At 74.3% G+C, this 24,300-nt stretch carries 20 protein-coding genes and 1 tRNA gene; 7 read left to right on the forward strand and 14 right to left on the reverse strand.

Annotated features, from left to right (window positions below):
- Positions 1 to 4 precede the first annotated feature (4 nt).
- The gene (locus IEW07_RS05865; RefSeq protein WP_188535210.1) at positions 5 to 1,051 is read left to right on the forward strand and encodes a magnesium and cobalt transport protein CorA; all 1,047 of its coding nucleotides are present in this window, start codon (positions 5 to 7) and stop codon (positions 1,049 to 1,051) included.
- Positions 1,052 to 1,060: 9 nt separating this feature from the next.
- On the opposite strand, the gene IEW07_RS05870 is transcribed toward IEW07_RS05865, so the two are convergent.
- Positions 1,061 to 1,774, reverse strand: coding sequence for a DedA family protein (locus IEW07_RS05870; RefSeq protein WP_188535212.1), 714 nt, complete (start codon positions 1,772 to 1,774; stop codon positions 1,061 to 1,063).
- A 132-nt stretch (positions 1,775 to 1,906) separates the two neighbouring features.
- Between IEW07_RS05870 and IEW07_RS05875 the strand changes: the two genes are divergently transcribed.
- Together IEW07_RS05875 and IEW07_RS05880 are read left to right on the forward strand one after the other, a co-directional pair.
- Complete coding sequence (locus IEW07_RS05875; protein ID WP_188535213.1) at positions 1,907 to 2,917, forward strand: mechanosensitive ion channel family protein; 1,011 nt, start codon at positions 1,907 to 1,909, stop codon at positions 2,915 to 2,917.
- Positions 2,914 to 3,234: an antibiotic biosynthesis monooxygenase family protein gene (locus IEW07_RS05880; RefSeq protein ID WP_188535215.1), complete on the forward strand. Its 321-nt coding sequence runs from the start codon at positions 2,914 to 2,916 to the stop codon at positions 3,232 to 3,234. The genes IEW07_RS05875 and IEW07_RS05880 overlap by 4 nt, the downstream gene beginning before the upstream one ends.
- 3 nt (positions 3,235 to 3,237) lie before the next feature.
- On the opposite strand, the gene IEW07_RS05885 is transcribed toward IEW07_RS05880, so the two are convergent.
- Positions 3,238 to 4,143 (reverse strand): LysR family transcriptional regulator substrate-binding protein, encoded by a 906-nt coding sequence (locus IEW07_RS05885; RefSeq protein WP_188535217.1) that lies wholly within the window; start codon positions 4,141 to 4,143, stop codon positions 3,238 to 3,240.
- 139 nt (positions 4,144 to 4,282) lie between these two features.
- Here IEW07_RS05885 and IEW07_RS05890 point away from each other — a divergent pair.
- Positions 4,283 to 4,355 (forward strand) — tRNA-Ala (locus IEW07_RS05890).
- 121 nt (positions 4,356 to 4,476) lie between these two features.
- Here IEW07_RS05890 and IEW07_RS05895 read toward each other — a convergent pair.
- The 5 genes from IEW07_RS05895 to galU form a co-directional block, all read right to left on the reverse strand.
- On the reverse strand, positions 4,477 to 4,893 hold the full coding sequence (locus IEW07_RS05895) for a hypothetical protein (RefSeq protein WP_188535219.1): 417 nt from the start codon (positions 4,891 to 4,893) through the stop codon (positions 4,477 to 4,479).
- Positions 4,894 to 5,398: 505 nt separating this feature from the next.
- On the reverse strand, positions 5,399 to 7,033 hold the full coding sequence (locus IEW07_RS05900) for a CYTH and CHAD domain-containing protein (RefSeq protein WP_188535221.1): 1,635 nt from the start codon (positions 7,031 to 7,033) through the stop codon (positions 5,399 to 5,401).
- A gap of 170 nt (positions 7,034 to 7,203) precedes the next feature.
- Complete coding sequence (locus IEW07_RS05905) at positions 7,204 to 8,151, reverse strand: hypothetical protein (RefSeq protein WP_229741603.1); 948 nt, start codon at positions 8,149 to 8,151, stop codon at positions 7,204 to 7,206.
- Between the two features lie 245 nt (positions 8,152 to 8,396).
- On the reverse strand, positions 8,397 to 9,029 hold the full coding sequence (locus IEW07_RS05910; RefSeq protein WP_188535223.1) for a GNAT family N-acetyltransferase: 633 nt from the start codon (positions 9,027 to 9,029) through the stop codon (positions 8,397 to 8,399).
- 14 nt (positions 9,030 to 9,043) lie between these two features.
- On the reverse strand, positions 9,044 to 9,958 hold the full coding sequence (galU, locus tag IEW07_RS05915; protein WP_188535225.1) for a UTP--glucose-1-phosphate uridylyltransferase GalU: 915 nt from the start codon (positions 9,956 to 9,958) through the stop codon (positions 9,044 to 9,046).
- Positions 9,959 to 10,078: 120 nt separating this feature from the next.
- On the opposite strand from galU, the gene IEW07_RS05920 reads away from it, so the two are divergent.
- From IEW07_RS05920 to IEW07_RS05930, 3 genes are all read left to right on the forward strand, one after another.
- A complete protein-coding gene (locus IEW07_RS05920) occupies positions 10,079 to 10,720 on the forward strand; it encodes a 5-formyltetrahydrofolate cyclo-ligase (RefSeq protein ID WP_188535227.1) in 642 nt (213 codons plus the stop codon).
- 59 nt (positions 10,721 to 10,779) lie between these two features.
- Entirely contained in the window at positions 10,780 to 11,097 is a 318-nt protein-coding gene (locus tag IEW07_RS05925) for an FmdB family zinc ribbon protein (RefSeq protein WP_188535229.1), read from the forward strand.
- A gap of 132 nt (positions 11,098 to 11,229) precedes the next feature.
- Complete coding sequence (locus IEW07_RS05930) at positions 11,230 to 11,979, forward strand: SAF domain-containing protein (protein ID WP_188535231.1); 750 nt, start codon at positions 11,230 to 11,232, stop codon at positions 11,977 to 11,979.
- 182 nt (positions 11,980 to 12,161) lie between these two features.
- On the opposite strand, the gene IEW07_RS05935 is transcribed toward IEW07_RS05930, so the two are convergent.
- From IEW07_RS05935 to IEW07_RS05965, 7 genes are all read right to left on the reverse strand, one after another.
- Positions 12,162 to 15,953 (reverse strand): hypothetical protein, encoded by a 3,792-nt coding sequence (locus tag IEW07_RS05935; protein ID WP_188535233.1) that lies wholly within the window; start codon positions 15,951 to 15,953, stop codon positions 12,162 to 12,164.
- A 126-nt stretch (positions 15,954 to 16,079) separates the two neighbouring features.
- Entirely contained in the window at positions 16,080 to 17,678 is a 1,599-nt protein-coding gene (guaA, locus tag IEW07_RS05940) for a glutamine-hydrolyzing GMP synthase (RefSeq protein ID WP_188535235.1), read from the reverse strand.
- A gap of 21 nt (positions 17,679 to 17,699) precedes the next feature.
- Complete coding sequence (locus IEW07_RS05945; RefSeq protein WP_188535237.1) at positions 17,700 to 18,314, reverse strand: DUF3817 domain-containing protein; 615 nt, start codon at positions 18,312 to 18,314, stop codon at positions 17,700 to 17,702.
- Positions 18,307 to 19,308: an SURF1 family protein gene (locus IEW07_RS05950; RefSeq protein WP_188535239.1), complete on the reverse strand. Its 1,002-nt coding sequence runs from the start codon at positions 19,306 to 19,308 to the stop codon at positions 18,307 to 18,309. The genes IEW07_RS05945 and IEW07_RS05950 overlap by 8 nt, the downstream gene beginning before the upstream one ends.
- Positions 19,309 to 19,374: 66 nt before the next feature.
- Positions 19,375 to 20,496 carry a GuaB3 family IMP dehydrogenase-related protein gene (locus IEW07_RS05955; RefSeq protein ID WP_188535241.1) on the reverse strand — a complete coding sequence of 374 codons (1,122 nt, stop codon included), beginning with the start codon at positions 20,494 to 20,496 and terminating at the stop codon, positions 19,375 to 19,377.
- 34 nt (positions 20,497 to 20,530) lie between these two features.
- Positions 20,531 to 22,057, reverse strand: a complete 1,527-nt coding sequence (guaB, locus tag IEW07_RS05960) for an IMP dehydrogenase (protein WP_188535243.1) — start codon at positions 22,055 to 22,057, stop codon at positions 20,531 to 20,533.
- Positions 22,058 to 22,146: 89 nt separating this feature from the next.
- Entirely contained in the window at positions 22,147 to 24,246 is a 2,100-nt protein-coding gene (locus IEW07_RS05965) for an acyltransferase family protein (protein WP_188535245.1), read from the reverse strand.
- Positions 24,247 to 24,300: the final 54 nt, after the last annotated feature.

Consider the following 24,300-nt stretch of genomic DNA (forward strand, 5'->3'; position numbering starts at 1 on the left):
CCGCGTGAGCATCGTCGACAACGCCGTCTACCGGGGCGGTCAGCGCATCGCGACCCCCGCCACGCTCGAGGAGACCTACCGCCTGCTCGACCGGCTGCTCGCGGAGGACCCCCGGTGCGCGGAACCGGGCGAGCACCGCGTCCTGGTCTGGATCGGCCTGCACCGCCCCTCCGACCGGGAGCTCGACTCCGTCGCCCGCCACTTCGACCTCCACTCCCTGGCGGTGGAGGACATCCGGCAGGCGGAGCAGCGGCCCAAGCTGGACCGCTACGGGCAGACCCTGTTCACGGTGCTGCGCCCGGCCGTCTACCAGGACGCGACCGAGACCGTGGACTTCGGGGAGATCCACATCTTCACCGGCGAGCACTTCGTCATCACCGTCCGCCACTCCGAGCACGCCCGCGTGGGACGCGTCCGGGAGCGGGTGGAGTCCGAGCCGCGCCTGCTGAGCACCGGCGCCGAGGCCGTGCTCTACGCGGTGCTCGACCAGACGGTGGACGACTACTTCCCCGTGGTGGAGGGGCTGGAGAACGACATCGACGAGATCTCCGACGCCCTGGTCTCCGCCACGGCCGACAGGGACGGTCTCGTGTCCCAGCGCATCTACCAGCTCACCCGCGAGGTCAGCGCCTTCCACCGGGCGGTCGCGCCGCTGCACATGGAGCTGCACCAGTTCCTCGAGGAGCTCGGCCAGGACGGCACCGACCTCGAGCTGCGGCACGGCCTGCGCGACGTCCTGGACCACCTGATCGTCGTGGACAACAAGATCGAGTCCTTCCAGGCGTCGCTCACGAACGCGCTCATGCTCGACTCCACCCTGCTCGCCGCCCGGCAGAACGAGGCCGCGATCGAGCAGAACGAGCAGATGAAGCGGATCTCCTCGTGGGCGGCGATCCTCTTCGCCCCCTCGATCATCGGCTCGGTCTACGGGATGAACTTCCACCGCATGCCCGAGCTGTCCTGGACCTGGGGCTACCCCATGTCGCTGGGGCTGATGCTCCTGACGGGGGTCTCGCTCTACACGGTGTTCAAGCTCAAGAAGTGGCTCTGAGCGGGCGGGTCAGGAGTCGCCGCGCTCGCGGAGCGCGGCGTCGGACAGGCCCCGGCGGTTGCGCAGCACGCGCTTGACGACCCACCAGACGAGGAAGGCCGCCACGGCGACGACCACGACCTTCGAGAAGATCCCGGCGTACTGCTCCGCCACGTGCCAGTTCTCCCCCAGGTAGTACCCGGCCAGCACGAAGATCGTGTTCCAGATGAGGGAGCCCGCCGCGCTGAGCAGCACGAACATCCCGAAGGACATCCGCTCGATGCCGGCCGGGATGGAGATGAGCGACCGGAAGATCGGCACCATCCGCCCGAAGAAGACCGTCGCCTTGCCGTGCCGTGCGAACCACTCCTCAGTGCGGTCGAGGTCGTGCAGGTCCACGAGCGGCATCCGGTCCACGATGGCGCGCAGCCGCCGGCGGCCGAGCGCGGCGCCGATCCAGTAGAGGGCGATCGCGCCCACCACGGCGCCCAGGGTCGTCCAGAAGATCGCCCCGCCCACCGTGAAGTTGCCCTGGCTCGCGGTGAACCCGGCGAGCGGGAGGATGACCTCCGAGGGCAGCGGCGGGAACAGGTTCTCCAGCGCCACCAGCAGACCGGCGCCGGGCGCGCCGATGGCCTCCATGATGCTCACCGCCCAGTCGGCGATCCCGCCCAGGCTCTCCGCCGCGGGGTCGGCGGCGGCGTGGAGGGCTGCGGGCAGGACGGTGCTGGGAGAAGAAGTCATGGGATCCTCGGGGTCGGGGCGTGCGCGGCGGCGCCACGGGTCTGCGCACCATTGTGCCCGACGGCCCCGGGAGGACGCTGGGCGCCGCCCGCCGGTGCGGAGGTCCGGAGCGGGCTTCGCTACGCTTCCCCCATGCTCTTCCCCCTGTCCTCCCCCCTCTCGCTCCCCGCCCCCGCCCCCTCCCTCGGCTGGGACTTCTGGCTCGACAAGCCCCTGCGCATCGTCCTCGTCCTGTTCGGCGCCACGATCCTGGCCGCCGTGGTGCGCCTGCTCCTGCGCAGGATCACCGGCGGGATCGCCCGGGGCACCCGGTCGAGGATCGTGCGCCGGCTGGAGAGCGGGCGGCCGCGGTGGGTGGAGGACGCCGGCCTGGCCGGGGCCCGGCAGGCCCAGCGCGCCCACACCATCGGATCGGTGCTGTCCTCCGTCTCGACCGTGGTGATCTGGGCCGTCGCGCTGCTCATGGTCATCTCGGAGCTCGACTACAACATCGGCCCGGTCCTGGCCTCCGCCGGCATCGCCGGCGTGGCGCTGAGCTTCGGGGCGCAGTCCCTGGTGAAGGACTACCTCTCCGGGATCTTCATGGTGGCCGAGGACCAGCTGGGCATCGGCGACGTCGTCGACCTCGGGGAGGCCAGCGGCACCGTGGAGTCCGTGGGGCTGCGGGTGACCCAGGTCCGGGACGTCAACGGCACCCTCTGGCACGTGCGCAACGGCGAGATCCTGCGGGTCGGCAACCAGTCCCAGGGCTGGGCCCGCTGCGTGCTGGACGTCCCCGTCCCCTACGACACGAACATCGACCTGCTCAGCGAGCTGATCCTGCACGAGGCGGCCCTGCTCCGCGACGACCCGAAGGTGGGCGAGTTCATCACCGAGGACCCCGAGGTCTGGGGCGTCGAGGCCGTCACCGGCGAGTCCATCACCGTGCGGATCGCCGTCCGCACCGTGCCCCTCAAGCAGTGGGACGTGGCGCGGGCGCTGCGGCTGCGGATGAAGAAGATGCTGGACCGCGAGGGCCTGCACGTGCCCCTGCTGAACCAGACGGTCATCCGGCAGGCCGAGCCGGCCGGCGGGTCCAGCGCGCTCCCGGAGACCGGGCAGGTGCGGGCCGTGCGGCGGGATGTGCCAGGATCGGACGCATGAGCATCATCAAGATCAACGCCATCACCGTCCCCGCCGACTCCGGCGACGAGCTCGGCAAGCGCTTCGCCGCCCACGGCGGGTCCATGGCCGGGGTCGCCGGCTTCGAGGGCTTCGAGCTGCTGCAGCCCACGGACGGGCGCACGCAGTGGCTCGTGCTCACCCGCTGGGCCGACGAGGAGTCCTTCGAGGCCTGGACGTCCTCCCAGGACTTCGCCCGCTCCCACGGCCACGGGTCCGCCGAGGAGGGCGCGTCCCGTCCGCGGCCCGTGGGCACGTCCTCGGAGCTGTGGTCCTACACGGTGGCCGTCAGCCGGTAGCGCTCAGCGGCGGCCCTTGGCCCGGCCCGGGGCCTTTCCGCGGCCGCCCTTCCCTGCGCCCCTGCGGGCGCCGGATCCCCTGCCCGCGCCCGCGCGCCCGGTGCGCCCCGACGACGACGCCGCCCCGGCCGGCTTCCGGGCGGGGCCCTTCGCCGGCGCGGGCTCGGGCGGGGTCGCCGTGCCGCGCGAGCTGTTGAGCCCGCGCCCGCGCACCACGCCCACGAAGTCCTGGACGAGCTCCTCGCGCTCCTCGGGGAGGTCCTGCGGCCACACCAGCGCCACCGGGACCGTGGCGGCGTCCGGCACCACCCGGTGGACGAGGTCCTTGCGGTGGTGCAGCCGCGCCAGGGACATGGGCACCACCACGAGCCCCAGCCCGGCGGCGACGAGGTCGATCGCGTCCTTGGTGTGGCGCATCGCCGGCAGCGGGGCGTCCGCCGCGGCCTGCTCCGGGGAGCGCAGCCGCTCGCGCTCGGGGAGGGCCGCGGGGTCCTGGAGCAGCACCTCGCCGGCGAGCTCGGCCACGGGCACCTCGTCGAGCAGCGTCAGCTCGTGGTCCTGCGGCAGCACCACGACCTGCTGCTCCGCGTAGAGCTCCACGGCCCGGTACTCCTCGCGCAGGGCCGCGATGTCGTCCACGCCGGCCCGGGGGTGCGGCGGGAGCCGCACGAAGCACGCGTGGGCCCGGCCCGCCGCGAGCTCCTCCCGCCAGGCGTCAGTCTCCAGCGGGAGCTCGGCGAGGACGCGGCCGGGGTTGCGGTCCCGCCACCGGAAGAACCACTTGCCCGGCATGACACCCGGGACGAAGGCCACGGCCAGGTCGGCGCTCGGCCCTGCGGCCGCCGCGGCGTCCGGGCCGCCGGTGTGCTCGTTCTCGATGGGGTCCCGGTTCCCGGGTGCTTCGCTCATGGCCGCCAATCTACCCACTGCCGGGGCGGGGCCCGATTCCCGCTTCCGTCCCCCGCCGCCCGCCGGCGCTCCCGGCGTGGCGCGCCGGGGCCCGAGATGCGAAACCGACGCCGCCCGTATAGGATGAAACGGTTGCTCCGGGGCTATAGCTCAGTTGGTAGAGCGTTTCGTTCGCAATGAAAAGGTCAGGGGTTCGATTCCCCTTAGCTCCACCCCGAGAAGGGCCCTCACCGGGCAGAACGCCTGGTGAGGACCCTTTGCTCTGCCCCGGAGAACGGGCCGGGCCCCCGCTCGGCCCCCGAACGAGCCGAGCGCGCCCCTGCCGCCGGACCGTCAAAGCCGGTCGTCCAGGGCCATGGGCGGGGCGACGCGGACCGGGGCCGGCTTGCCCAGTGAGCCCTGGGCCTTGCCCTGTCCCATGCTGCGCGTGACGGAGACCACCTGGTAGGGCCGTTTGGCCCGGGGCCGGGGGTCCCGCCGGAGCAGCGCCACCCACCCCTCGCTGGCAACGTCCAGCTGCTGCAGGGGCCGGGTGAGGTAGCTGATGATCGTGGGCGGCTCCGTCGTCCGGTCGATGCGGACCCCGCCCACGAGACCGGTGTTGAAGTCCCGGGTCCAGGCGTCCTTCGCCGGCGTGGCCGATGCGAGATGTTCTGCGAACTCCGGCGGCACCACGAAGGTGGCGATCCTGCCCTCCACGCTCCGCAGCCGCAACGGCACCCGGTACCGAGGTGCGGTCAGCTCGCCCATCCCAGGCCCTTCTCTGCGGGTTCGGACGGCGGCATTGTAGCGGATCCGCCTGGGGTTCTCCCACAGGAGACGGGAGATCGTCCCAGCAGCGGGAAACCGCGCTCCGAGTCGGTGCCACGGCTCCCCCTGATGGGGCAGGGGTGGGGTAGTCTGTGGGGTGGACATCTAGATCTCGCCGTCTGGTGTCCGCGGCTCGCTCGGTCTTACTGGACCGGGCGGGCCATTTTTTTGGTTCCGGGGGGCCGGCTCCTCCGGCCCCGGTGGGATCGGACGCAGGACGCAGTGCCGGGCGCAGGGCGCGGTGGAGGACTACAGGCCCAGCTCCCTGGCCCTGGCCTCCTACTCGGCCTGCGCGTCCCGCGCCTGGGTGGACCTCTGCGTCTCCCGCATGGCCCTCAGCGCGGCGTTGCGCTGCTCCGCCAGGGAGTCCGCGCCGGCCGACGTGGGGACCACGGCCGCCGCGGAGGTGATGGTATCGGGCCCCCGCGGGCCGGGCACGGGACCGTCAGGAGAGGTCCTGGCGGAGCTGCTTCAGGAGCACCTCCACCACGTCCGAGCCGCCGGTGACCCCGGTGTGCAGGTGGACCTTCTCCGCGCCGTGCAGGACGCCCACCGCGTACCGGTCCTCCTCGGAGCCGTTGAGCGCCTGCGCCGAGCGGGCGAGCCACCCCTCCACGACGGCGGAGTCCATGACGCGGCCGAGCGAGTCCTGGTAGTCCTCGGCGTCGGCGGCGGCCCGGCGCAGGGACTTGCCCGGGCGGAACCCCGCGCGGCCGAGCGCGGCCTCCACGTAGCGGACGCGCTTGACCGCCTTGCGGACCGTGTGGAGGTGCTCCAGCCGGTGGGCGGCGTCGGTCTCCGTGCCCGACTCCTCGGCGGCGGCGCCGCGCTCCGCGACGCGCACGACCTTGCGCACCGCCCTGCGCACCATCGCATCCGAGACCTCGCGCGCCGACAGCCCCGCGCACGCCTCGGTCAGGGGCGGATCGGCAGCGAAGGCCTGCACGTCGGCCAGCAGCTGCAGGTGCTGCTTCGAGGTCACGTGCCGGCGCACGGTGGCGGAGGCGGCCTCCGCCTCCTCCCGGGCCGAGCGCTGCAGCGCGGTCGCCGCCTCCGGGCCGACCAGCCCGTCCAGCTCCTCGACGCGCGCCGGCAGCAGCTCCGCCGCCACCTCGGCGTCCCGGGCCACCGACAGGGCCCGGGCCAGGGCCCGCAGCCGCACGTACAGGTCATCGGCGGCGTCTCCTTCGAAGAAGGGGGCCGCGGCCTTGAGGACGCTGCGCAGGGAGCGGGACGTCACGCGCATCTGGTGAACGGCGTCCGGGAGGTCGAGCCGGACCTTGAAGTCCCACAGCACCAGCCGCTCGGCGAGCTCGGACAGCACCGTCCGCAGGACGCCCGTCCCGCTCCTCGTGCTCTTGCCGTTCTTGCCGGTCTTGCCGCTCTTCGTGCTCTTGCCGTTCTTCCCGTCCTGCTTCCGGGGCGCGCTCCCCCGCCCCGCCGGCTCGTCCCCGGCCGCGTCGTCCTCGCCCAGCGCGCGGGCGATCTTGGCCCGCGAGGCGGACGGCACCCCGCCGGCCGCGAACACGGCCTCCTCGACCGCGTCGAAGATCTCCTGCTGCCGCTCCTCGGGCACGGACCCGTCGACGAGCTCGACCTCCCACTCCGACCACGACCGCTCGGTCCCGCTGCGCTCGTCGACGGCCTCGACGTCGTCGGCGGCGACCTCCGCCACCTCCGTGCCGCCCTCGTCGCTGATCATCAGCACCCGCCGGACCGTCCGCAGCGTGGCGATCGGCACGAGCGGCTCGCCGTGCGTCAGACCCGCGAGCAGACGGCGGACCGCCGCCGGCATGCGGTCCGGGGTCCGCAGCAGCGGGAACTGCAGCTCCCGGCGCGCGGACGCCTCCTGGAACTTGATGTGCCACCCGTCGTCGGCCCCGCCGCGGCGGCGGCGCAGGGCGACCATGCGCCGGCCCAGGGCCATGTCCGCGGTGTCGTAGTAGACGGCCTCCATGCGGTGCTCGACGGGCTCCGCGGCCACCGTGAAGCCCTGCAGCCCGCTCCAGTCGATGCGAGCCTGCGTGCCCTCCGGCACCTCGTACTTCCGCTCGACCTCGTGGTGGGCGACGGGGCTCATGGGTCCTCCTCGGTCGGGTGCGCGGGGGCCTCGGCCACCCGCCGGCTCTTCCCGCGATGATACGCGCGGCCCGGCGGCGGGCCAGGGGCCGGCCCGGGGAGTGCCCGGCAACGACGAACCGCCGCAGCCCCGGAGGGACGTGCGGCGGTCGTGGTGGGCGGAGAGGGCGCTCAGGCCCGGCGGCGCTTGAGGACGTCGTCCAGGTCGAGGGCGGCACGCCCGCGCTCCTCCCCCGTGCGGACGGCCTCCTTCAGGGTGGCCGAGCGGGCGGCCGGCTGCTCCGGGACGGGCAGCGGCTCGGGCTCGGGCCGCTGCACCACAGGGGCTGCGGCGTAGGTCGGCTTCGGCACGGGCACGGGCTCCCAGGTGCGGTCCGCGGTCGCCGCGCCGGACTCGCGGGCCACCCTGAGCGCCTCGGCGCGCAGCTCCTCGACCGTGAAGGCCGGGGTGGGGGCGGGGACGGGCGTGGCGGGGACGGGCGTGGCGGCGGCGGGCGTCTGCGGCTGCTCGTGCTCGGCGGGGAGGTCCAGCTCCTGCTCGGCCGGCACGGTGCCGGCGCGGGCCTGCTCGGGAGCGGCGCCCTCGTGGTCGAAGAGGGAGACGTCCGCCCGCGGGGCGTGCGGGTCCGCCGGACGGGCGGGGGCGGGGCGCCCGGCCCGGCGGGCCGCGCGCTCCTGGACCGCCAGGTAGCGCAGCGCCAGCACGGAGCCCACGCCGAGCAGGCCCAGGAACACCGGCCACGGCCAGGCCACGGCGGCGGAGAAGGGGGCGACGACGGCGGTGACGAGGGCTCCGAGCAGGGCCGCGCAGCCGGCCAGGAAGATGCCCGTGCGGTCCCACCTGACGTGCAGGGTCCCCGGGGCGGAGCGGGAGGCGGCGCTGCTGCCCGCGCGCCGGGACGTGGTGTCGGTGGTCGCCATGGTGATCCTTCGTCGGCGGGACACGGATGGGGGCGGCTCGGCCTCGGCTGCGAGGTGCTCCGGAGCGAGATCGCTGTCCTCGATCTCGACCTGGGCCTCGACGGGGGCTTCGCGGCGACGTTGCAGGCGTGGGACGACCCAGAAGAGGGACAGGGCGCACACCACGGCCAGCACGGCCGAACTGCTCACCCAGATCATCGTCGCGGTCCTGTTCTTCTGCGCTCGGCCGGCGAGCGGACGGGAACCGCCGGCGCAGGACGCCGGCGTGCTCGGGGCCCCGGTCGGGCCGTGAGGGACAGCCTACTACCGCGGGCCCGGTGGGGGCGTGCGCCTGCGGGTGTCGCTGTGGATGTCACTGTGGATGTCAATGCGGATCCCGCTGGGGTGGCCGCGGGGGCCGACGTCGTCGGCGCCGGGCGGGGCACCGCGGGCGCGGGCCCCCTTCACTCCCAGACCGCTGGGCGGTCCGAGCCGGTGAACCGCCGCACCAGGCCCTCCGGCACCTCGGGGGCGGTGAGCGCGAAGCTGCGGTGGTCCGTCCACCGCCCGCCGATGTGCAGGAAGTCCTTGCGCAGGCCCTCGTCCCGGAAGCCCAGCTTCTCCACGACCCGCAGCGACTTGGTGTTCTCGGGGCGGATGTTGATCTCCATCCGGTGCAGCCCGAGGCCCTGGAAGCAGTAGTCCGTGGCCATCGCCACGGCCATGGGCGCCACGCCGCGACCCGCCTGCTCCTGGTCCACCCAGTAGCCGAGGGTCGCGGACAGGAACGAGCCCCACGTGATCCCGGAGACGGTCAGCTGGCCGATGAGGTCGTGCCGGTCCGTCTCCGGGTGGCGCTCGGTGATGACGAAGGGCAGGGCCGTGCCGTGCCGCGCCTGCTGGTCGAGGGTCCGCACGAACTGCCCGAAGGTAGGGGCGGACCCGCCGGGGGCGGGGTTCGTCGCCTCCCACGGGTCGAGCCACTCGCGGTTGCGGAACCGCACCTCGTCCCACTCCCTCCGGTCCGCCCGCGTGAGCGGGCGGAGCCGGAGGTCTCCCCACGAGACGGTGACGGGCCAGCGGAACTGTCCGGCCACGGGGGGCGTGCCGCTCAGTCCGCCGGCAGGGAGCGGGTGTAGTCCTTCAGCCAGGCGCACAGCTCCGGGCCGAGGTCCTCCCGCTCCGAGGCCAGGATGATGTTGGCCTTGAGGTAGCTGAGCTTGTCGCCGGTGTCGTAGCGGCGGCCCTTGAAGATCACGCCGTAGACCCCGCCGCCCTCGCCGTCGCGGACGGCCAGGGTCTGCAGGGCGTCGGTCAGCTGGATCTCGTTGCCGCGGCCCGGCGGGGTGTTCTCGAGCACCTCAAAGACGTCCGGGTGCAGGACGTAGCGGCCGATGACCGCCAGGTTGGAGGGGGCGTCCTCGGGCGAGGGCTTCTCCACGAGGCCGTTGATCTTCACGTAGTCCTCGCCCTCGACGGGCGTGACGTCGGCGCAGCCGTAGGAGCTGATCTGCTCCTGCGGGACCTCCATCAGGGCCACGACGGAGCCGCCGGTGCGCTCCTGGACCGCGATCATCTCGGTGAGGAGGTCGTCCCGGGCGTCGATGAGGTCGTCGCCGAGCAGCACCGCGAAGGGCTCGTCCCCCACGTGGATCTTGGCGCGCAGCACCGCGTGCCCGAGGCCCATGGGGTCGGCCTGGCGGAGATAGTGGATCTCGCCGAGGTCGGAGGCGTGCTGGACGTCGCGGAGCTGGGCGGTCTTGCCGGACTCCTCCAGCTGGTGCTCCAGGGCGGGCACGCGGTCGAAGTGGTCCTCGAGGGCCCGCTTCGAGCGGCCGGTGATCATGAGGACGTCGTCGAGACCGGCGTCCACCGCCTCCTGCACCACGTACTGGATGGCCGGCCGGTCCACGACCGGCAGCATCTCCTTGGGCATGGCCTTGGTCGCGGGGAGGAAGCGGGTGCCGAGCCCGGCCGCGGGAATGACCGCCTTCCGGACGGCACGTCGGTTGTTGTTTCCAGTCATGGGCTCAGGCTAACGGAAAATCCGCACCGCCCTGTTGATCGCCCCGACCGCCGCAGCTACCCTCGCACCAGCGGCCCCCACGACGGCCGGGAGAACCGGCGGACGGGAGCGCACACCACCATGACGGACGCGGACGGACCCGCCGAGCGGAAGGCGCGGCTGCGCCACGAGCTGCGCGCGGCCCGCACCCGGCGCCCGCGGGCGGCCCGGGAGCACGCCGCCGCGGGGCTCGACCGGCAGGTCCGGGAGCTGATCGCCGACCGGGGCCACCTCGACATCGCGGCGTACCTGCCGATGCCCACCGAGCCGCCCCTCGAGCGCGCGCTGACCTCCGCGCACCGGCACGGCCACCGGGTGTGGGTGCCCGTGTGCGAGCCGGGACGGCGGCTGTCCTGGGCCCGGTGGACCCCGGAGAGCACCGTGCGCGACAGCAGCCTCACCGAGCTGCGCGAGCCGGTCGGCCCGCGCCACGGCGCGGAGGTGATGCGCTCGGTCGGGGTGCTGCTGGTGCCCGCACTGGCCGTGGCCAGGGACGGGGCGCGGCTCGGCTTCGGCGGCGGCTACTACGACCGCTTCCTGGCGCACCTACCGCGCACCGCCCACCCGGAGATGGTCACGGCGGCGTGCGTGTTCGCGGACGAGGTCCTGCCCGCCGGTTCCGTCCCCGTGGACGAGCTCGACGCGCCCGTGCAGCTCGCCCTCACCGAGGAGGGCCTGGAACGGCTGGCGCCCCGGGCGGAGGCCGCCGCGCGCACACGGTAGAATCGGCACTCGAACCACGCGAGTGCCAGAGGTGCCCGTCGACCCGTCCAGGAGGACCCATGCCCGTGTACGCCTACGCCTGCAAGGACTGCGGCCACGCGTTCGACATCCGCCAGTCGTTCAGCGAGAACGCCCTCACCGTCTGCCCCGAGTGCGAGGGGGAGCTGCGCAAGAAGTTCAACACCGTGGGCGTGGTGTTCAAGGGCTCCGGCTTCTACCGGAACGACTCCCGCTCCGGGAACACCGAGGCCGCCGCGTCGTCCTCATCCTCGGCGTCTGCGCCCGCCACGGCGTCCACGGCGTCGCCCTCCGCCTCCGGGGACTCGTCCTCCACCGCGTCGGCGGCCCCCGCCACCGCGGGCAGCACCGCCTCCTGAGGCCCCCCGCCCCGGCACCCGGGCGGCACCGGCACTGCACCGCAGGGCTCCCCCGGGCCACGGCCGGGCCCGCGTCCACGACCCGGCGGCGCGCCGGGCCACCGGGGCCGCGCCGGGCCTAGCGTCGGGCGCGTGAGCCCACGTCCGCGCGCGGCGCGCCGCCGCTATCCCCTCTCCCTGCACCTGCGCACCGCCCTGTCGCGGCGGCGGCGGCTGGCGGCCGCCGCGCTCCTGAGCCTCGCCCTGACCGTCGTGGTGCTGCGGCTGAGCCCGCCGCAGGCGCCCACCGTCCCCGTGGTCACCGCCGCCGAGCCGCTGGCCGCCGGAACGGTCCTGTCCGCCGGGCAGCTCGCGGTCGCGGCCTACCCGGACGGGCTGGTCCCGCAGGGCGCCGTCTCCGACCCCGGCCGCCTGGTCGGGCGCGTCCTGGCCGGCGCCGCCGTGCCGGGGCTGCCCCTCACCGAGGCCGCCGTGATGGGGCCGGGCCTGCTCACCGGCCGGCCGCCCGGCGTGACGGCCGTGACCCTGCGGATCGACGACCCCGGGGTGCTGCGCCACGTCCGGGCCGGGGACCACGTGGACGTGGTGGGGCTGCCCGACGGCGCGGGCCCCGCCGGGCGGGAGGTCCTCGGCCGCGCGCTGCCGGTGCTGTGGGTCTCCGCCCAGGACGGGCGGCAGGATCAGGGCCTGCTCGCGGACGGGCTCGGGGACGACGGCGGCCTGCTCGTGGTCGGCGCCGCGCACGAGGACGCCGCGCAGCTGGCGGGGGCCGTCGGCGCGGGCCGCGCCACCGTGGTCCTCGTCCCGGCGCCATCCGGCCCCGGTGCCCGCCCCGGTGTCAGCCCCAGCATCAGCCCCAGTGGGGAGGGCGCTGCTCCCTGAGCCACCGCTCGTGGTCCTCCCCGCCCTCGCGGGACTCCTCCCCCGCCCCGGGCGCCGGCGCCCCGGGCAGCCGCGGCTCCGGGCCGGACCAGGTGCCGGGGGCCGTGCCGCCGGTCGCCCGCCGGGGGCCGCGCCGCCGCGGCCGCGGGGCCGGCGCCCCCTCCCCGGGGCGGTCCTCCGGCTCAGCCGGCACGGGAGGAGCCCCCGGGGCCGGCGGGCAGGCCGAGGTAGCGGCGGATGAGCTCGGCGACCGTGTCCGGGTCGCTGAACACCTCGATGGTCCACAGCGTCAGGTAGTTCCACCCCGTGCGCTCGAGCTGCTGGGGCCGCAGCCGGGAGCGCTCGCGCACGGACAGCGCCGAGGCGGTGGGCGAGCCGTCCGACTCGACGGCCACGGGGATCCGCAGCGGGCGGGCCCGCGTGCCGGCCCGCTCAGGGAGCGCGCCCCCGGCGGACAGGGACTCGGTCCGGGCCCAGGCCACGAGGTCGATGACGCCCGCGTAGTCCAGGAGCACCGAGGCCCCGCGCGCGGTGAGCCGCCGGGCGAGGTCGAGCACCAGGGCGTCGTCGTGGGTGTCCTGGGAGCTGGGCCTGCGCCCGGCGCCCTCCCCCATGAGCATGCCCAGCACGTTCGCGAAGTCCCGGGCCCCGTGCTGGAGGCCCTTGCCCTCGACCTCTCCGGGGTCCAGGGAGGTCACGATCAGGGTCGAGTGCCGGGCTCGGGTCATGCCGAGCACGAAGAACTGCCGCCCGTGCCGCTCCGACAGCGCCCCGAGGTAGGGAACGGTGCGGCCGTTGGCCGTCTTGCCGAAGCCCAGGGAGAAGATCACCGTGTCCCGCACGATGCCGGCCGCACGGTGCAGGTCGACCACCCGGAAGGACTCCGGGCCGGGGGCGAAGAAGTCGGCGGCGCCCGGCTCCTCCCGCATCCGCTGCCGGACCGCCTCGGCGATCCGGGCGGCGTGCACCGCGCTGGCCGTGACCACGGCCAGCGAGCGCTGGGGGTGCCGCGCGGCGTGCTCGAAGACGAGCTCCACGACGCGGCGCACCTCGGCGGCGGGGGCCTGGATGCCCTCGATCCCGGCGGTCAGGGCGCCGATCCCGTCGGGGACGTGCTCGACGGAGAGGACGGGGGTCGTGCCGGTCACGGACTCCCCGTGGGGCAGCCGGGTCAGCCGGCCGCCGTAGAAGTGCTCGTTGAGGTAGCCGAAGACCTGCTCGTCCATGGAGCGGTACATGGTGCGCAGCGTCCGCTCGGGCACCACGCGGGAGAGGGCGTCGAAGGCGCTGTCCACCTCGACCACGGGCTGCGCCCCGCCCGGCGCAGCCATGGGCGCGACCGTGAACGGCTGGGGACGGCCCAGGTGGGGGTCGCCGAACGCGACGACCTGCCGGCCGCGGGTCAGGGCGGGCAGCACCGCCGCGAGCGGGGAGCTCTCCGCGTCGAGCACCACCACCGCGTCGAAGCGGTGCTCCTCGGGCAGCGCCGCGGACAGGACGAGCGGGCTCGCCGTCCACACGGGCACGAGCGAGCCGATCAGCTCCCCGGCGGACGCGCCGAGCTCCTCCAGCGGGGCGGCCCCGGCGCGCAGCATCGTCCGCAGCGCGACGGCGGCCCGCGGCGAGCGGCGGAGGGAGCGGCGCCACCGCTCGGCCAGCTCCCACAGCAGCCGTCCCGCCCCGGAGGCGACGTGCGCGGAGTCGGCCCGGCGGAACGTGGACTCGACCCGGCGCAGGGCGTGCCCGTCGGGCATGGCGAGGAAGTCGTCGCCGCTGATCATGGCCTCGAGCGTGGACTGCCACCAGGCGAGCTCGAACTCCCCGCGCACCTGCTCGAGCGGCACGGTGCGCCGGACGTGGTCGTCCACGAACGGGCCGAGGCCGTGGCTGCGCAGCTCGTCGAGCAGGACCGTGCGCTCGGGCAGGGTGGCGAGGTTCGCCTCGTCGTTGATGAGCCGGTCGAGGGTCTCCCGGAGCTCGCCGACGGGCAGCTCGAGCAGCCCCCGCCCGGCGGGCGAGCCCTCCAGGGCGATGGCCAGACCCTCGAGGTCCTCGACGAAGCGCGACTGCACGGCGGCGATCTCGTCGACGCGGTCGGAGACCGCGGGCTGCTCACGGGTGGTGGCCCACTCGCGCCAGCGCTCCCGCTCGGACTGGACCCGCACCAGCGCGCTGTGCAGGTCGGACAGGTGCACCCCGGGCCGGATGTACTCCTTGGCGGCCTTGCGCAGCCGCGAGCGCTGCAGGCCCGTCATCTCGATGCCCTGCTCCCGGCGCCAGGCGGACCCGGCCGTCGCGGCGACGAGGTCGGTCACGGGCCGGTCGTAGATGTCGGGGGTGAAGCGGGTGAGGGAGTCCTGGACCTCCTGGAGCAGGCGCAGCTGCCGGCCCCACTCGGGGACCGTGGCGCCGGAGCGCAGCCCGCTGGTGGCCAGCACGTGGCGCATCCCGGTCTCGAGGGTCGTGAGCTCCAGCAGCAGGGACTGGGCGAGCCGGTGGGCCTGCCGGGCCTCGTCCTCGTTGACGAGCCGGGCGCCGCTCCAGGGCCCGGCGAGGACGTCGGCGTCGAAGGCGCCGAGGGCCGCGGCGCGCTCCAGGCGGGCGACGGCGTCGTCCCGGTCGTGGACGGCGTCGAGGACGGAGCGGGGGAAGCGCACGGGCGTGGCCGGCGCGGGCCGCCGGGAGGTGAGCTCGGCGAGGGCCTGCATGGCACGGTACGGGGAGACGGACCAGCGGGGCCGGACGGCGTGCAGGGACCGGACGTGCTCGGCGAGCCGGTCCCGGGACTCCCGCAGCGTCGCGTGCAGCTCGTCCAGCTCGGGGCGCTCGGCGCGCTCGTTGCGGGTGATCGCCCGGACGAGCTGCTGGGCGACGTCCGCGTCGCTGAGCTGGGAGGACAGCGGCAGCACCGCGCTGCCGAGCCCGAGGCCGTCCATCCGCCGGCGGAACGCGGCGAGCGTGGTCCGCCGCTCCCCCAGCACCAGGACGGTCCGGCCCTGCGCGACGAGGGTGCCGACGGTGTTGACGGCGGTGTCGAGCTGGCCGGTGCCGGGGGCCGCGGTCACCACGAAGGAGCGGCCCTGCGCGGCGAGGTCCAGCACCTCCTGCTGGGGGCCGTCGGCGTCGAGCAGCAGCAGCTCGTCGGCGGGGTCCCGCTCGTCGGTGGGCGGGGCCTCGACGGTGATCTCCTCGACCTGCGGGATCCGCCCGACCTGGGGGTCCTTGAGCCGGGCCAGGTCCCGGATCACCGCCGTCTCCGCGACGACGGACAGGTCCGCGGGCCGGTCGTGCAGGTCCGCGAAGGTGGACACGAGCAGCCGGTGCTCCACGTGCATGCCCGGCACCGAGCCCGCCACCGCGCGCAGGGTCTCGAGGGTGGGGGCCGGGTCGAGCCGGCGGGTGCCGTAGGCGAGGCGGGCGAGGTCGCCGGAGGTGAGGTCCACGCCGTGGTCGGCGGCCAGCCGCCGCACCATGGCGGGGTTGAGCCGGGCGGGGCCCACGATCTGGAGCTCGAAGTCGTCGAGGTCCGGGCGCGGCTTGAGGGTGACGGGGGCGAGCAGCACCGGGGCGATCCACCGCCGCTGTCCGGCGCCCGTGGGGTCGGAGCCCTTGGGGCGGGCCAGCCAGGAGGCGGTGCCGGCCGCCAGGTAGGCCGCGTCCAGCCCGTGGTTGACGGACAGCTCGTGGATCTTGGTGCGCAGGGACCGGGCGGCGCGGGCGGCGACCCCGTACGCCTGGCGGTCGTGGACGATCGTGGACAGACGGGTGGGCCGGCCCATCAGCAGCTGGGCCTGGCCCGAGGAGTTCGCCTCGGTGAGGTCGATGCACACGTTGTCGACCTGGTTGAAGTCCAGCAGCGTGTCCGGGCCCGTGTAGGCGTCCATCTGGCGGGTCCAGGGCTGCAGCGAGACGCGCCGCGGCTGCTCCTGGGGGGTCTCCGACGTCTGGGGGGTGCGGTCGGATCCGATCGACATGCTTCTCCTCCCGTGCCACGGCCCCTGGGCCGCGCACCGGTCATGCGTCGGTCGAGCGGCCCGTGCGGACCGCTCGACCTCAGCTCTTCGTTCCTCGCCGGTGAGGGGTGGGGCAGGCCGGGGGGCCTACTCCCACTCGATGGTTCCCGGGGGCTTGGACGTGACGTCCAGGACCACCCGGTTGACCTCCTCCACCTCGTTGGTGATGCGGTTGGAGATGCGGGCCAGCAGGTCGTAGGGCAGCCGCGACCAGTCGGCGGTCATGGCGTCCTCGCTGGACACGGGGCGCAGGACGATCGGGTGGCCGTAGGTGCGGCCGTCGCCCTGGACGCCCACGGAGCGGACGTCGGCGAGCAGCACGACCGGCATCTGCCACACCTCGTCGTCGAGGCCGGCGCGGGTGAGCTCCTCGCGGGCGATCGCGTCGGCGCGACGGAGGATGCCGAGGTTGTGCTCGGTGACCTCGCCGATGATGCGGATGCCCAGGCCGGGCCCGGGGAACGGCTGGCGGCCGACGATCTCGTGCGGCAGCCCGAGCTCGCGGCCGACGGCGCGGACCTCGTCCTTGAACAGGGTCCGCAGCGGCTCGACGAGCTCGAACTGCAGGTCCTCGGGGAGCCCGCCGACGTTGTGGTGGCTCTTGATGTTGGCGGCGCCCTCGCCCCCGCCGGACTCGACGACGTCCGGGTAGAGGGTGCCCTGCACGAGGAAGCGCACGGGCTCGCCCTCCTGGGCGGCGGCCTTGGCGACCTCCTCGGCGGCGGCCTCGAACGAGCGGATGAACTCCCGGCCGATGATCTTGCGCTTCTGCTCGGGGTCGGTGACGCCGGCGAGCGCGCTGAGGAAGCGCTCCTTCTCCTCGGCGACGTAGAGGTTCACCCCGGTGGCGGCCACGAAGTCCTGCTCGACCTGCTCGGCCTCGCCCTCGCGCAGCAGCCCGTGGTCGACGAACACGCAGGTGAGCTGGTCGCCCACGGCGCGCTGGACCAGGGCCGCGGCCACGGCGGAGTCCACGCCGCCGGAGAGCCCGCAGATCACGGAGGCGGAGCCGACCTGCTCGCGGATCCGCTGGACGTGCTCCTCGATGATGTTGCCGGTCGACCACGTGGGCTCGATCCCGGCGCCGTCGAAGAGGAAGTGCTCGAGCACCTTCTGCCCGTGCACGGAGTGCTTGACCTCGGGGTGCCACTGCACGCCGTAGAGCCGGCGGGCGTCGTCGGCGAACGCGGCCACGGGGGTCGTCTCGGTGGAGGCGAGGACCTCGAAGCCGGCGGGGGCCTCGACCACGGAGTCGCCGTGGCTCATCCACACGGTCTGGGTGCCGGGCGAGCCCTCCAGGATGGAGGCCCCGGGCCCGCCGACGGCGGTGGCGGTGGTGGCCCCGTACTCGCGGGCGCCGGTGTGGGCGACGGTCCCGCCGAGGGCCTGCGCCATGGCCTGGAAGCCGTAGCAGATGCCGAACACGGGCACGCCGGCCTCGAAGAGGGCGGGGTCCTGCTGCGGGGCGTCCTCGGCGTAGACCGACGAGGGGCCGCCGGAGAGGATGATCGCGGCGGGGTTCTTCGCCAGGATCTTCTCGGTGGGCCAGGTGTGGGGGACGATCTCGGAGTAGACGTTGGCCTCGCGGACGCGGCGGGCGATCAGCTGCGCGTACTGCGCGCCGTAGTCGACCACCAGGACCGGGCGCTGCTCCAGGTCGGTGCGGGTCTCAGGTGTTTCGGTCACGCCCTCCAGTCTAGGGCAGGCTCAGTACCGCTTCGCGGCCTTCGGGTTGGCCCTCAGCTCCGCCGCCGTCGAGGCGTGGATCTTGCGCTCCACGATGAAGGACAGGAAGGGGACGACGCCGCCGAGGGCCATGACGACCAGCTGCGGGAAGGGCCAGCGCATGAGCGTCCACACGCGGAAGCAGGAGATGAGGTAGACCACGTAGAACCAGCCGTGGACGATGAGGATCCACGTGGAGATGTTGACCCCGCCGGAGAGGTTCTCCAGCTCCAGGTCCTGCCAGCCCAGCGGCACGGTGGCGCCGGTGAGCTTGTCCGTGCCGCCGGCGACCAGGTCGTAGCCCAGGCCGTAGCGGGTGATCATCTCGGCGACGAGCAGCAGCAGGAACGTGCCGGAGATCCACGCGGAGACCATGTAGAACTTCAGGGCCCCGCGGATCTGCGCCTCGGTCCCCCCGAAGCGGCGGCGCGGCTGCAGGGCCGCGGGCTGGCGCGGCACCCGCCCGGGGGTCGCCGCCCGCGACGGCGCGGCGTCGCGCGGGAGCGGGACCCGCACCCCGTCGGCGCGCTCCTTCGGCGCGGGCGCGGACGACCGCGCGGACGTCGGCGTGGGGGTGGGCTGCGTGGGCTCAGTCATGGTGGGCTCCGGTCCTGTTCTCGGTCCTGTCGGCGGGCTGGTCCTGCGGCACGGGCTGGTCCGCGGGCTGGTCGTCGAACCAGTAGTACTCCCCCGCCGCGGGGTCGTAGTAGTAGTAGCGCCCGGCGCTCTCGTCCCAGTAGTACTCGCCGTCGTGGTCGCCGTCGTGGTCGCCGTCGAGGTAGAAGTACTCCTCGGGGTTCTGCTCCCGCAGCCACTGGTCGCGCACGAAGCGCCACCAGATGTACACGGCGAACCCGGCGAAGACGACCCACTCGACGGCGTAGAAGAGGTTGAGCAGGTTGACGGACTCGTCGGTGGGCTGCTGGTCGATCTCCAGCCGGGACAGCTCCGGGCTCAGCAGGGAGGGGTCGGCGGCGAGGGCGCCGTCGTCGCCGACCTGGAGGGGCTGCCCCGCGGGGCTCTCCGCGAAGGCGGCCACGAACCCCGCGTAGAGGGGCGCGTCCCACAGGTTGGTGAGCTGCGCCGGGGAGACGGTGGGGACCTGCCCGTCGGGGAGGTCCTCGCCGGGCAGCGGCGCCTCCGGGGGCAGGTAGCGCCCGACGACGCCGACCGTCCCCGCCGGCTCGTCGGGGGCCAGGGCGGGGTCGGCCACCCACCCGCGGGCCACGGCGACGGTGAGGGGGCCGTCCGCGGCGGGCCACTGCTCCTCGGTGCCGGGCAGCGTCAGGGCGGAGACGACCCACCACCCCTCGGCGCCGTCCTGGAGCCGGCCGGGCACCAGGACGGTGGAGCCGTCCCGGTAGACGCCGGTCGCGGTGACCAGCTGGTCCGCCTCGGGCACGGTCACCGCGGTGCCGGCCCGGTCCGCCTCCGTCAGCGGACGGGCCACGTCCTTGGCGGGGTCGGCGACCGTGCGGGACTGCTCGCTGGACTCCAGCTGCCACTGGCTCAGCAGCACGAACGCCACCGCGATCCCCAGGGACAGCGCCAGGGCGAGGAGCGAACGGGGGCGCAGGGCGGTCTTGAGCACCCGTCAAGGCTAGTGCTCGTTCCTGGGCGTTCGCCAATCCCGCCGCCGGGCGCCCGGCGCGGGGGCTCAGGTGCGGACGACGACCTCGGCGCGCTGGAACTCCTTGAGGTCCAGGTAGCCGGTGGTGGCCATCGACCGGCGCAGCGCGCCCACGAGGTTGGAGGTCCCGTCCACGTGGCGGGACGGGCCGAAGAGCACCTCCTCGAGGGGGCCGACGGTCCCGACCCGGGTACGCAGCCCCCGCGGCAGGTGCCCGTGGTGGGCCTCCGCGCCCCAGTGCCACCCCTGGCCGGGGGCCTCGTCGGCGCGGGCCAGGGCGGTGCCGAGCATCACGGCGTCGGCGCCCATCGCGAGCGCCTTCACGATGTCCCCGGAGACGCCCACGCCGCCGTCCGCGATGACGTGCACGTAGCGCCCGCCGGACTCGTCGAGGTAGTCGCGGCGGGCCGCGGCCACGTCGGAGATGGCCGTGGCCATGGCCGCGTGGATGCCGAGGGTGGTCTGGGTGCGCAGCGACGCGCCGCCGCCGAAGCCGACGAGGACGCCCGCCGCGCCCGTGCGCATGAGGTGCAGCGCGGGGGTGTACCCGGCGGCCCCGCCCACGATGACGGGGACGTCGAGGTCGTAGATGAACTTCTTGAGGTCCAGCGGCTCCTGGTTGCGGGAGACGTGCTCGGCCGAGACCGTGGTCCCGCGGATCACGAAGACGTCCACGCCCGCGGCGAGGACGGTCCGGTAGTGCTCCGCCGTGCGCTGCGGGGTGAGCGAGCCGGCCACGATCACCCCGGCCTCGCGGACCTGGGCCAGCCGGGCGGTGATCAGCTCCGGCTGCACGGGCGCCTCGTAGAGCTCCTGCATCCGGCGGGTCGCGGCCGGGGCGTCCTCGCCGCCGAGGTCGGCGATCTCGTCGAGGACGGCCTGCGGGTCCTCGTAGCGCGTCCACAGGCCCTCCAGGTCGAGCACGCCCAGGCCGCCGGCCCGGCCGAGCGCGATGGCGGTCTCCGGGGAGGTCACCGAGTCCATCGGGGCGCCCAGGAACGGGATGGAGAAGCGGTAGGCGTCGATCTGCCAGTCCGTGGAGACGTCCTGCGGGTCGCGGGTGCGGCGGGAGGGGACGAGGGCGATCTCGTCGAGGGAGTAGGTGCGGCGGGCGCGCTTGGACCGGCCGATCTCGATGTCGTAGCTCATGGTGTCCTTTCCGGACGGTGCGGGGCCGGGGCGCTCAGCGCTTGTAGTTGGGGGCCTCGACGGTCATCGTGATGTCGTGCGGGTGGGACTCCTTGAGCCCGGCCGGGGTGATGCGCACGAACCGGCCCTTGGTCTTGAGCTCGTCGATGCTGTGCGCCCCCACGTAGAACATGGTCTGGCGCAGGCCGCCGTCCAGCTGGTGGACCACGGCGGAGAGCGGGCCGCGGTAGGGCACCTGCCCCTCGATGCCCTCGGGGATGAGCTTCTCGTCGCTCGCGACGTCCGCCTGGAAGTAGCGGTCCTTGGAGTAGGAGGTGTTCTTGCCGCGGGACTGCATGGCGCCCAGGGAGCCCATGCCGCGGTAGGCCTTGAACTGCTTGCCGTTGACGAAGATCAGCTCGCCCGGGGACTCGTCGCAGCCGGCCAGCAGGGAGCCGATCATCACGGAGTCGGCGCCGGCCACGAGGGCCTTGCCGATGTCCCCGGAGTACTGCAGGCCGCCGTCGGCGATGATCGGCACACCGGCCGGGATCGCGGCCTTCGCGGCCTCGTTGACGGCGGTGACCTGCGGGACGCCGACGCCGGCGATGATGCGGGTGGTGCAGATCGAGCCGGGGCCCACGCCGACCTTCACGGCGTCCGCGCCGGCGTCGATGATCGCCTGGGCGCCGTACCGGGTGGCGGCCTGGCCGCCGATGACGTCCACGTGCGCGGCGGCGGGCTCGGCCTTGAGCCGGGCGACCATGTCCAGCACGCCCTGGGAGTGGCCGTTGGCGGTGTCGATGAACAGGGCGTCCACGCCGGCCTCGACCAGGGCCATGGCGCGCTCGAAGCCGTCGCCGAAGAAGCCGACGGCGGCGCCGACGCGCAGCCGGCCCTCGTCGTCCTTCGTGGCGCGCGGGTACTGCTCCGCCTTGGTGAAGTCCTTGATGGTGATCAGGCCGGTGAGGCGGCCCTCGTCGTCGACGAGCGGCAGCTTCTCGATCTTGTTGGTGGCGAGCAGCCCGTGCGCGTCCTCCTTGGCCATCCCGACCTTGCCCGTGATGAGGGGCATCGGGGTCATGATCTCGTGCACGCGCCGCCGCGGGAAGTCGCTCTCGGGCAGGTAGCGGGTGTCGCGGTTGGTGATGATGCCCAGCAGCTTCTGCTCGGCGTCGACCACCGGCAGGCCCGAGACCTTGTAGTAGCCGCACAGCCGGTCCAGCTCCTCGAGCGTGGCGTCCGGGGAGATGGTGACCGGGTCGGTGATCATCCCGGACTCGCTGCGCTTGACGCGGTCCACGTGCGCGGCCTGGTCCTGGATGGAGAGGTTGCGGTGGATCACGCCGATCCCGCCCTGGCGGGCCATGGCGATCGCCATCGGGGACTCGGTGACGGTGTCCATCGCGGCGGACAGCAGCGGCGCCTCGAGGGTGATGCGCCGCGACAGGCGGGTGCGCGTGGTGGCCTCGGACGGGATGACGTCCGTGTTCCCCGGCAGCAGCAGGACGTCGTCGTAGGTCAGGCCGGTGAACCCGAACGGGTCCTCGAGCAGGGCGGTGGGGACAGCAGTATCCGACACGGTGGAGCCTTTCAGCTGGAGGGAGTCCCGACCATTCTACGGGCCGCCCCGGGAGCCGCGGGCGGGCCCCGCGGCGGATGTGCGTGACCTCACGGCAGCGCGGGGGCCTCGACGCCGTCGGAGGCCAGGGCCTCGCCGACCCGCTGCGCGAACATCGGCGCCAGGGTGGCCGAGTAGACACGGCTGAGGTGGTCGTCGTCGAAGTAGACGTAGACGTTGCCCACGACGGGCCGGCACTGCTCCTCGGGGCAGACCAGGTCGGTCATGTCCACGGCGGAGAAGCGCTCCAGCTCCTGCGCCAGCGGCGCCTGCGGGTCCGGGGTGCCGAGCATCGGGTGCGTGTACACGCACTCCGGGGCGTCCGCGCCGTGCTCGATCGCGCACTCGCCGGGCTCCGTCCCGAAGCGGGGGACGTCACGCACGCCGACCACCTGCACGCCGCGGGCGTCGAGCTCCCGGACCCGCTCCTCGAGCCCCGGCTTCCAGAACTCGCCCGAGGGGTTGGTGAAGGTGCCCTGGACGAACATCAGGTCCGGGTCCACCGACTCGAGCACGTCGTCGGTGCCCTCGAACCAGCGCCGGCACGTCTCGGACGCGGGCTGCTCCTCGGCCGTGGTGTACAAGCACCCGGGCATGAGGTAGACCACCAGGCGCCAGCCGTTGGCCTCGGCGAGGGGCTTCAGGGCCGGCAGCCAGTGCTGCATGTGGCTGTTGCCCGTGACCAGCACGGTCTTCGCGGGGTCCGCCTGGGCCACGGTCTCGTGGCAGAACTCGCGGTAGGCGTCGCCGAGGGCGACGTCCTCCGGGCAGGGCTCCCCCACCGGGGAGGCGCCGGCGGGCAGGTCCTCGGGCAGGGGCAGCGTGGGCGCGGCCGGGTCCCCCTGGAACCGGAAGCCGGGCAGCAGGACGGCCGCCCCGGGGTTGTTGACGTGCTGGGCGGCGGCGATGCGGGCGTCGCGCCGCTCGTCGAGGACGTGCCACGACCCCAGGGGCAGGGCGACCAGGCCCAGGCTCACCGCGATGGACACCGCCAGCGTCCGCCGGCCGCGCTCGGGCCAGGCCCAGCGCTTCAGGGGGTTCTCGACGTACCGGGTGGCCAGCACGGCCAGCACGAGCGAGAGCAGGATGATCGCCGCGCCCGAACGGGGCCCGGCCATCGGCCGGTCGCGGAGCACCAGGTAGGTGATCAGCAGCGGCCAGTGCACGAGGTACAGGGCGTAGGAGGCGTCGCCCAGCCGCACGAGCGGGCGGGAGGACAGGAGCCGGTCCACGCCCGCCGGGGAGCCGGACTGCCCGGCCACGATGATCGCGGCCGCGGACAGCAGCGGCCACAGGGCGATCCAGCCGGGGAACGCCCCCTGCACGTCGACGACCAGCCCGACCGTGAGCATCCCGGCCAGCCCGAGCCAGCCGAGGAGGACCCGCGCCCACCGGGGCGGGCGCAGGTACGGCACGGCCAGGGCCAGGAGGGAGCCCAGGGCGAACTCCCACAGCCGGGCCCGGGTGTCGAAGTACGCGAAGGCCTGGTCCGTGGCGGTGACGTGCACCGAGTACGCCAGGGAGGCGGCGAAGATCACGCCGAAGGCCACCGCCAGCACCGGCACGGGGCGCCACCGGCCCCGCCGGCTCAGCAGTGCCGCCAGCCCGAAGACCAGCGGCCACAGCAGGAACACCTGGCCCTGCACGGACAGGGACCAGAAGTGCTGGAACGGCGAGGCCGTCGAGTGGTCGGCGGCGTAGTAGTCCACGGCCGCGGCCGCCAGCGCCCAGTTCTCGGCGTAGAGCAGCGAGGCCCACGCCTCGGTGCGGAGCTGCTCGACCTGCTCCGGCGGGAAGAGGAGCGCGACCAGCACGAGGGTCGCCAGGACGGTGAGGGCCGCCAGGGGCAGCAGCCGCTTGAACACGTGCAGCCAGTAGCGGCCCAGCGCCAGTGGCCGGCCGGCCTCGAGCTTGCGCGCGAAGGAGAGGGTGAGGAAGAACGCCGAGATGAGCAGGAAGATGTCCACTCCCCCGGAGACCCGGCCGAGGAACACGTGGTAGGCCACCACGAGCAGCACGGCCAGCGCCCGCAGCCCCTGCACCTCGGGGCGGAACCCGGAGTACCGGTCCGCGCCGCGGCCGGGCCGCGCGCTCCGGTGGCGCGGGGCCCGGGCCGGGGGGCCGGAGACGGGTGCGCTGAGGGTCGGCATGGGCGGGGTTCCTCCTGGAGCGCCGGGACGTGGCAGGACCACAGCACCCTACTC

Origin of the sequence: Kocuria dechangensis (assembly GCF_014636775.1) — a bacterium.
Lineage (GTDB): Bacteria > Actinomycetota > Actinomycetes > Actinomycetales > Micrococcaceae > Kocuria > Kocuria dechangensis.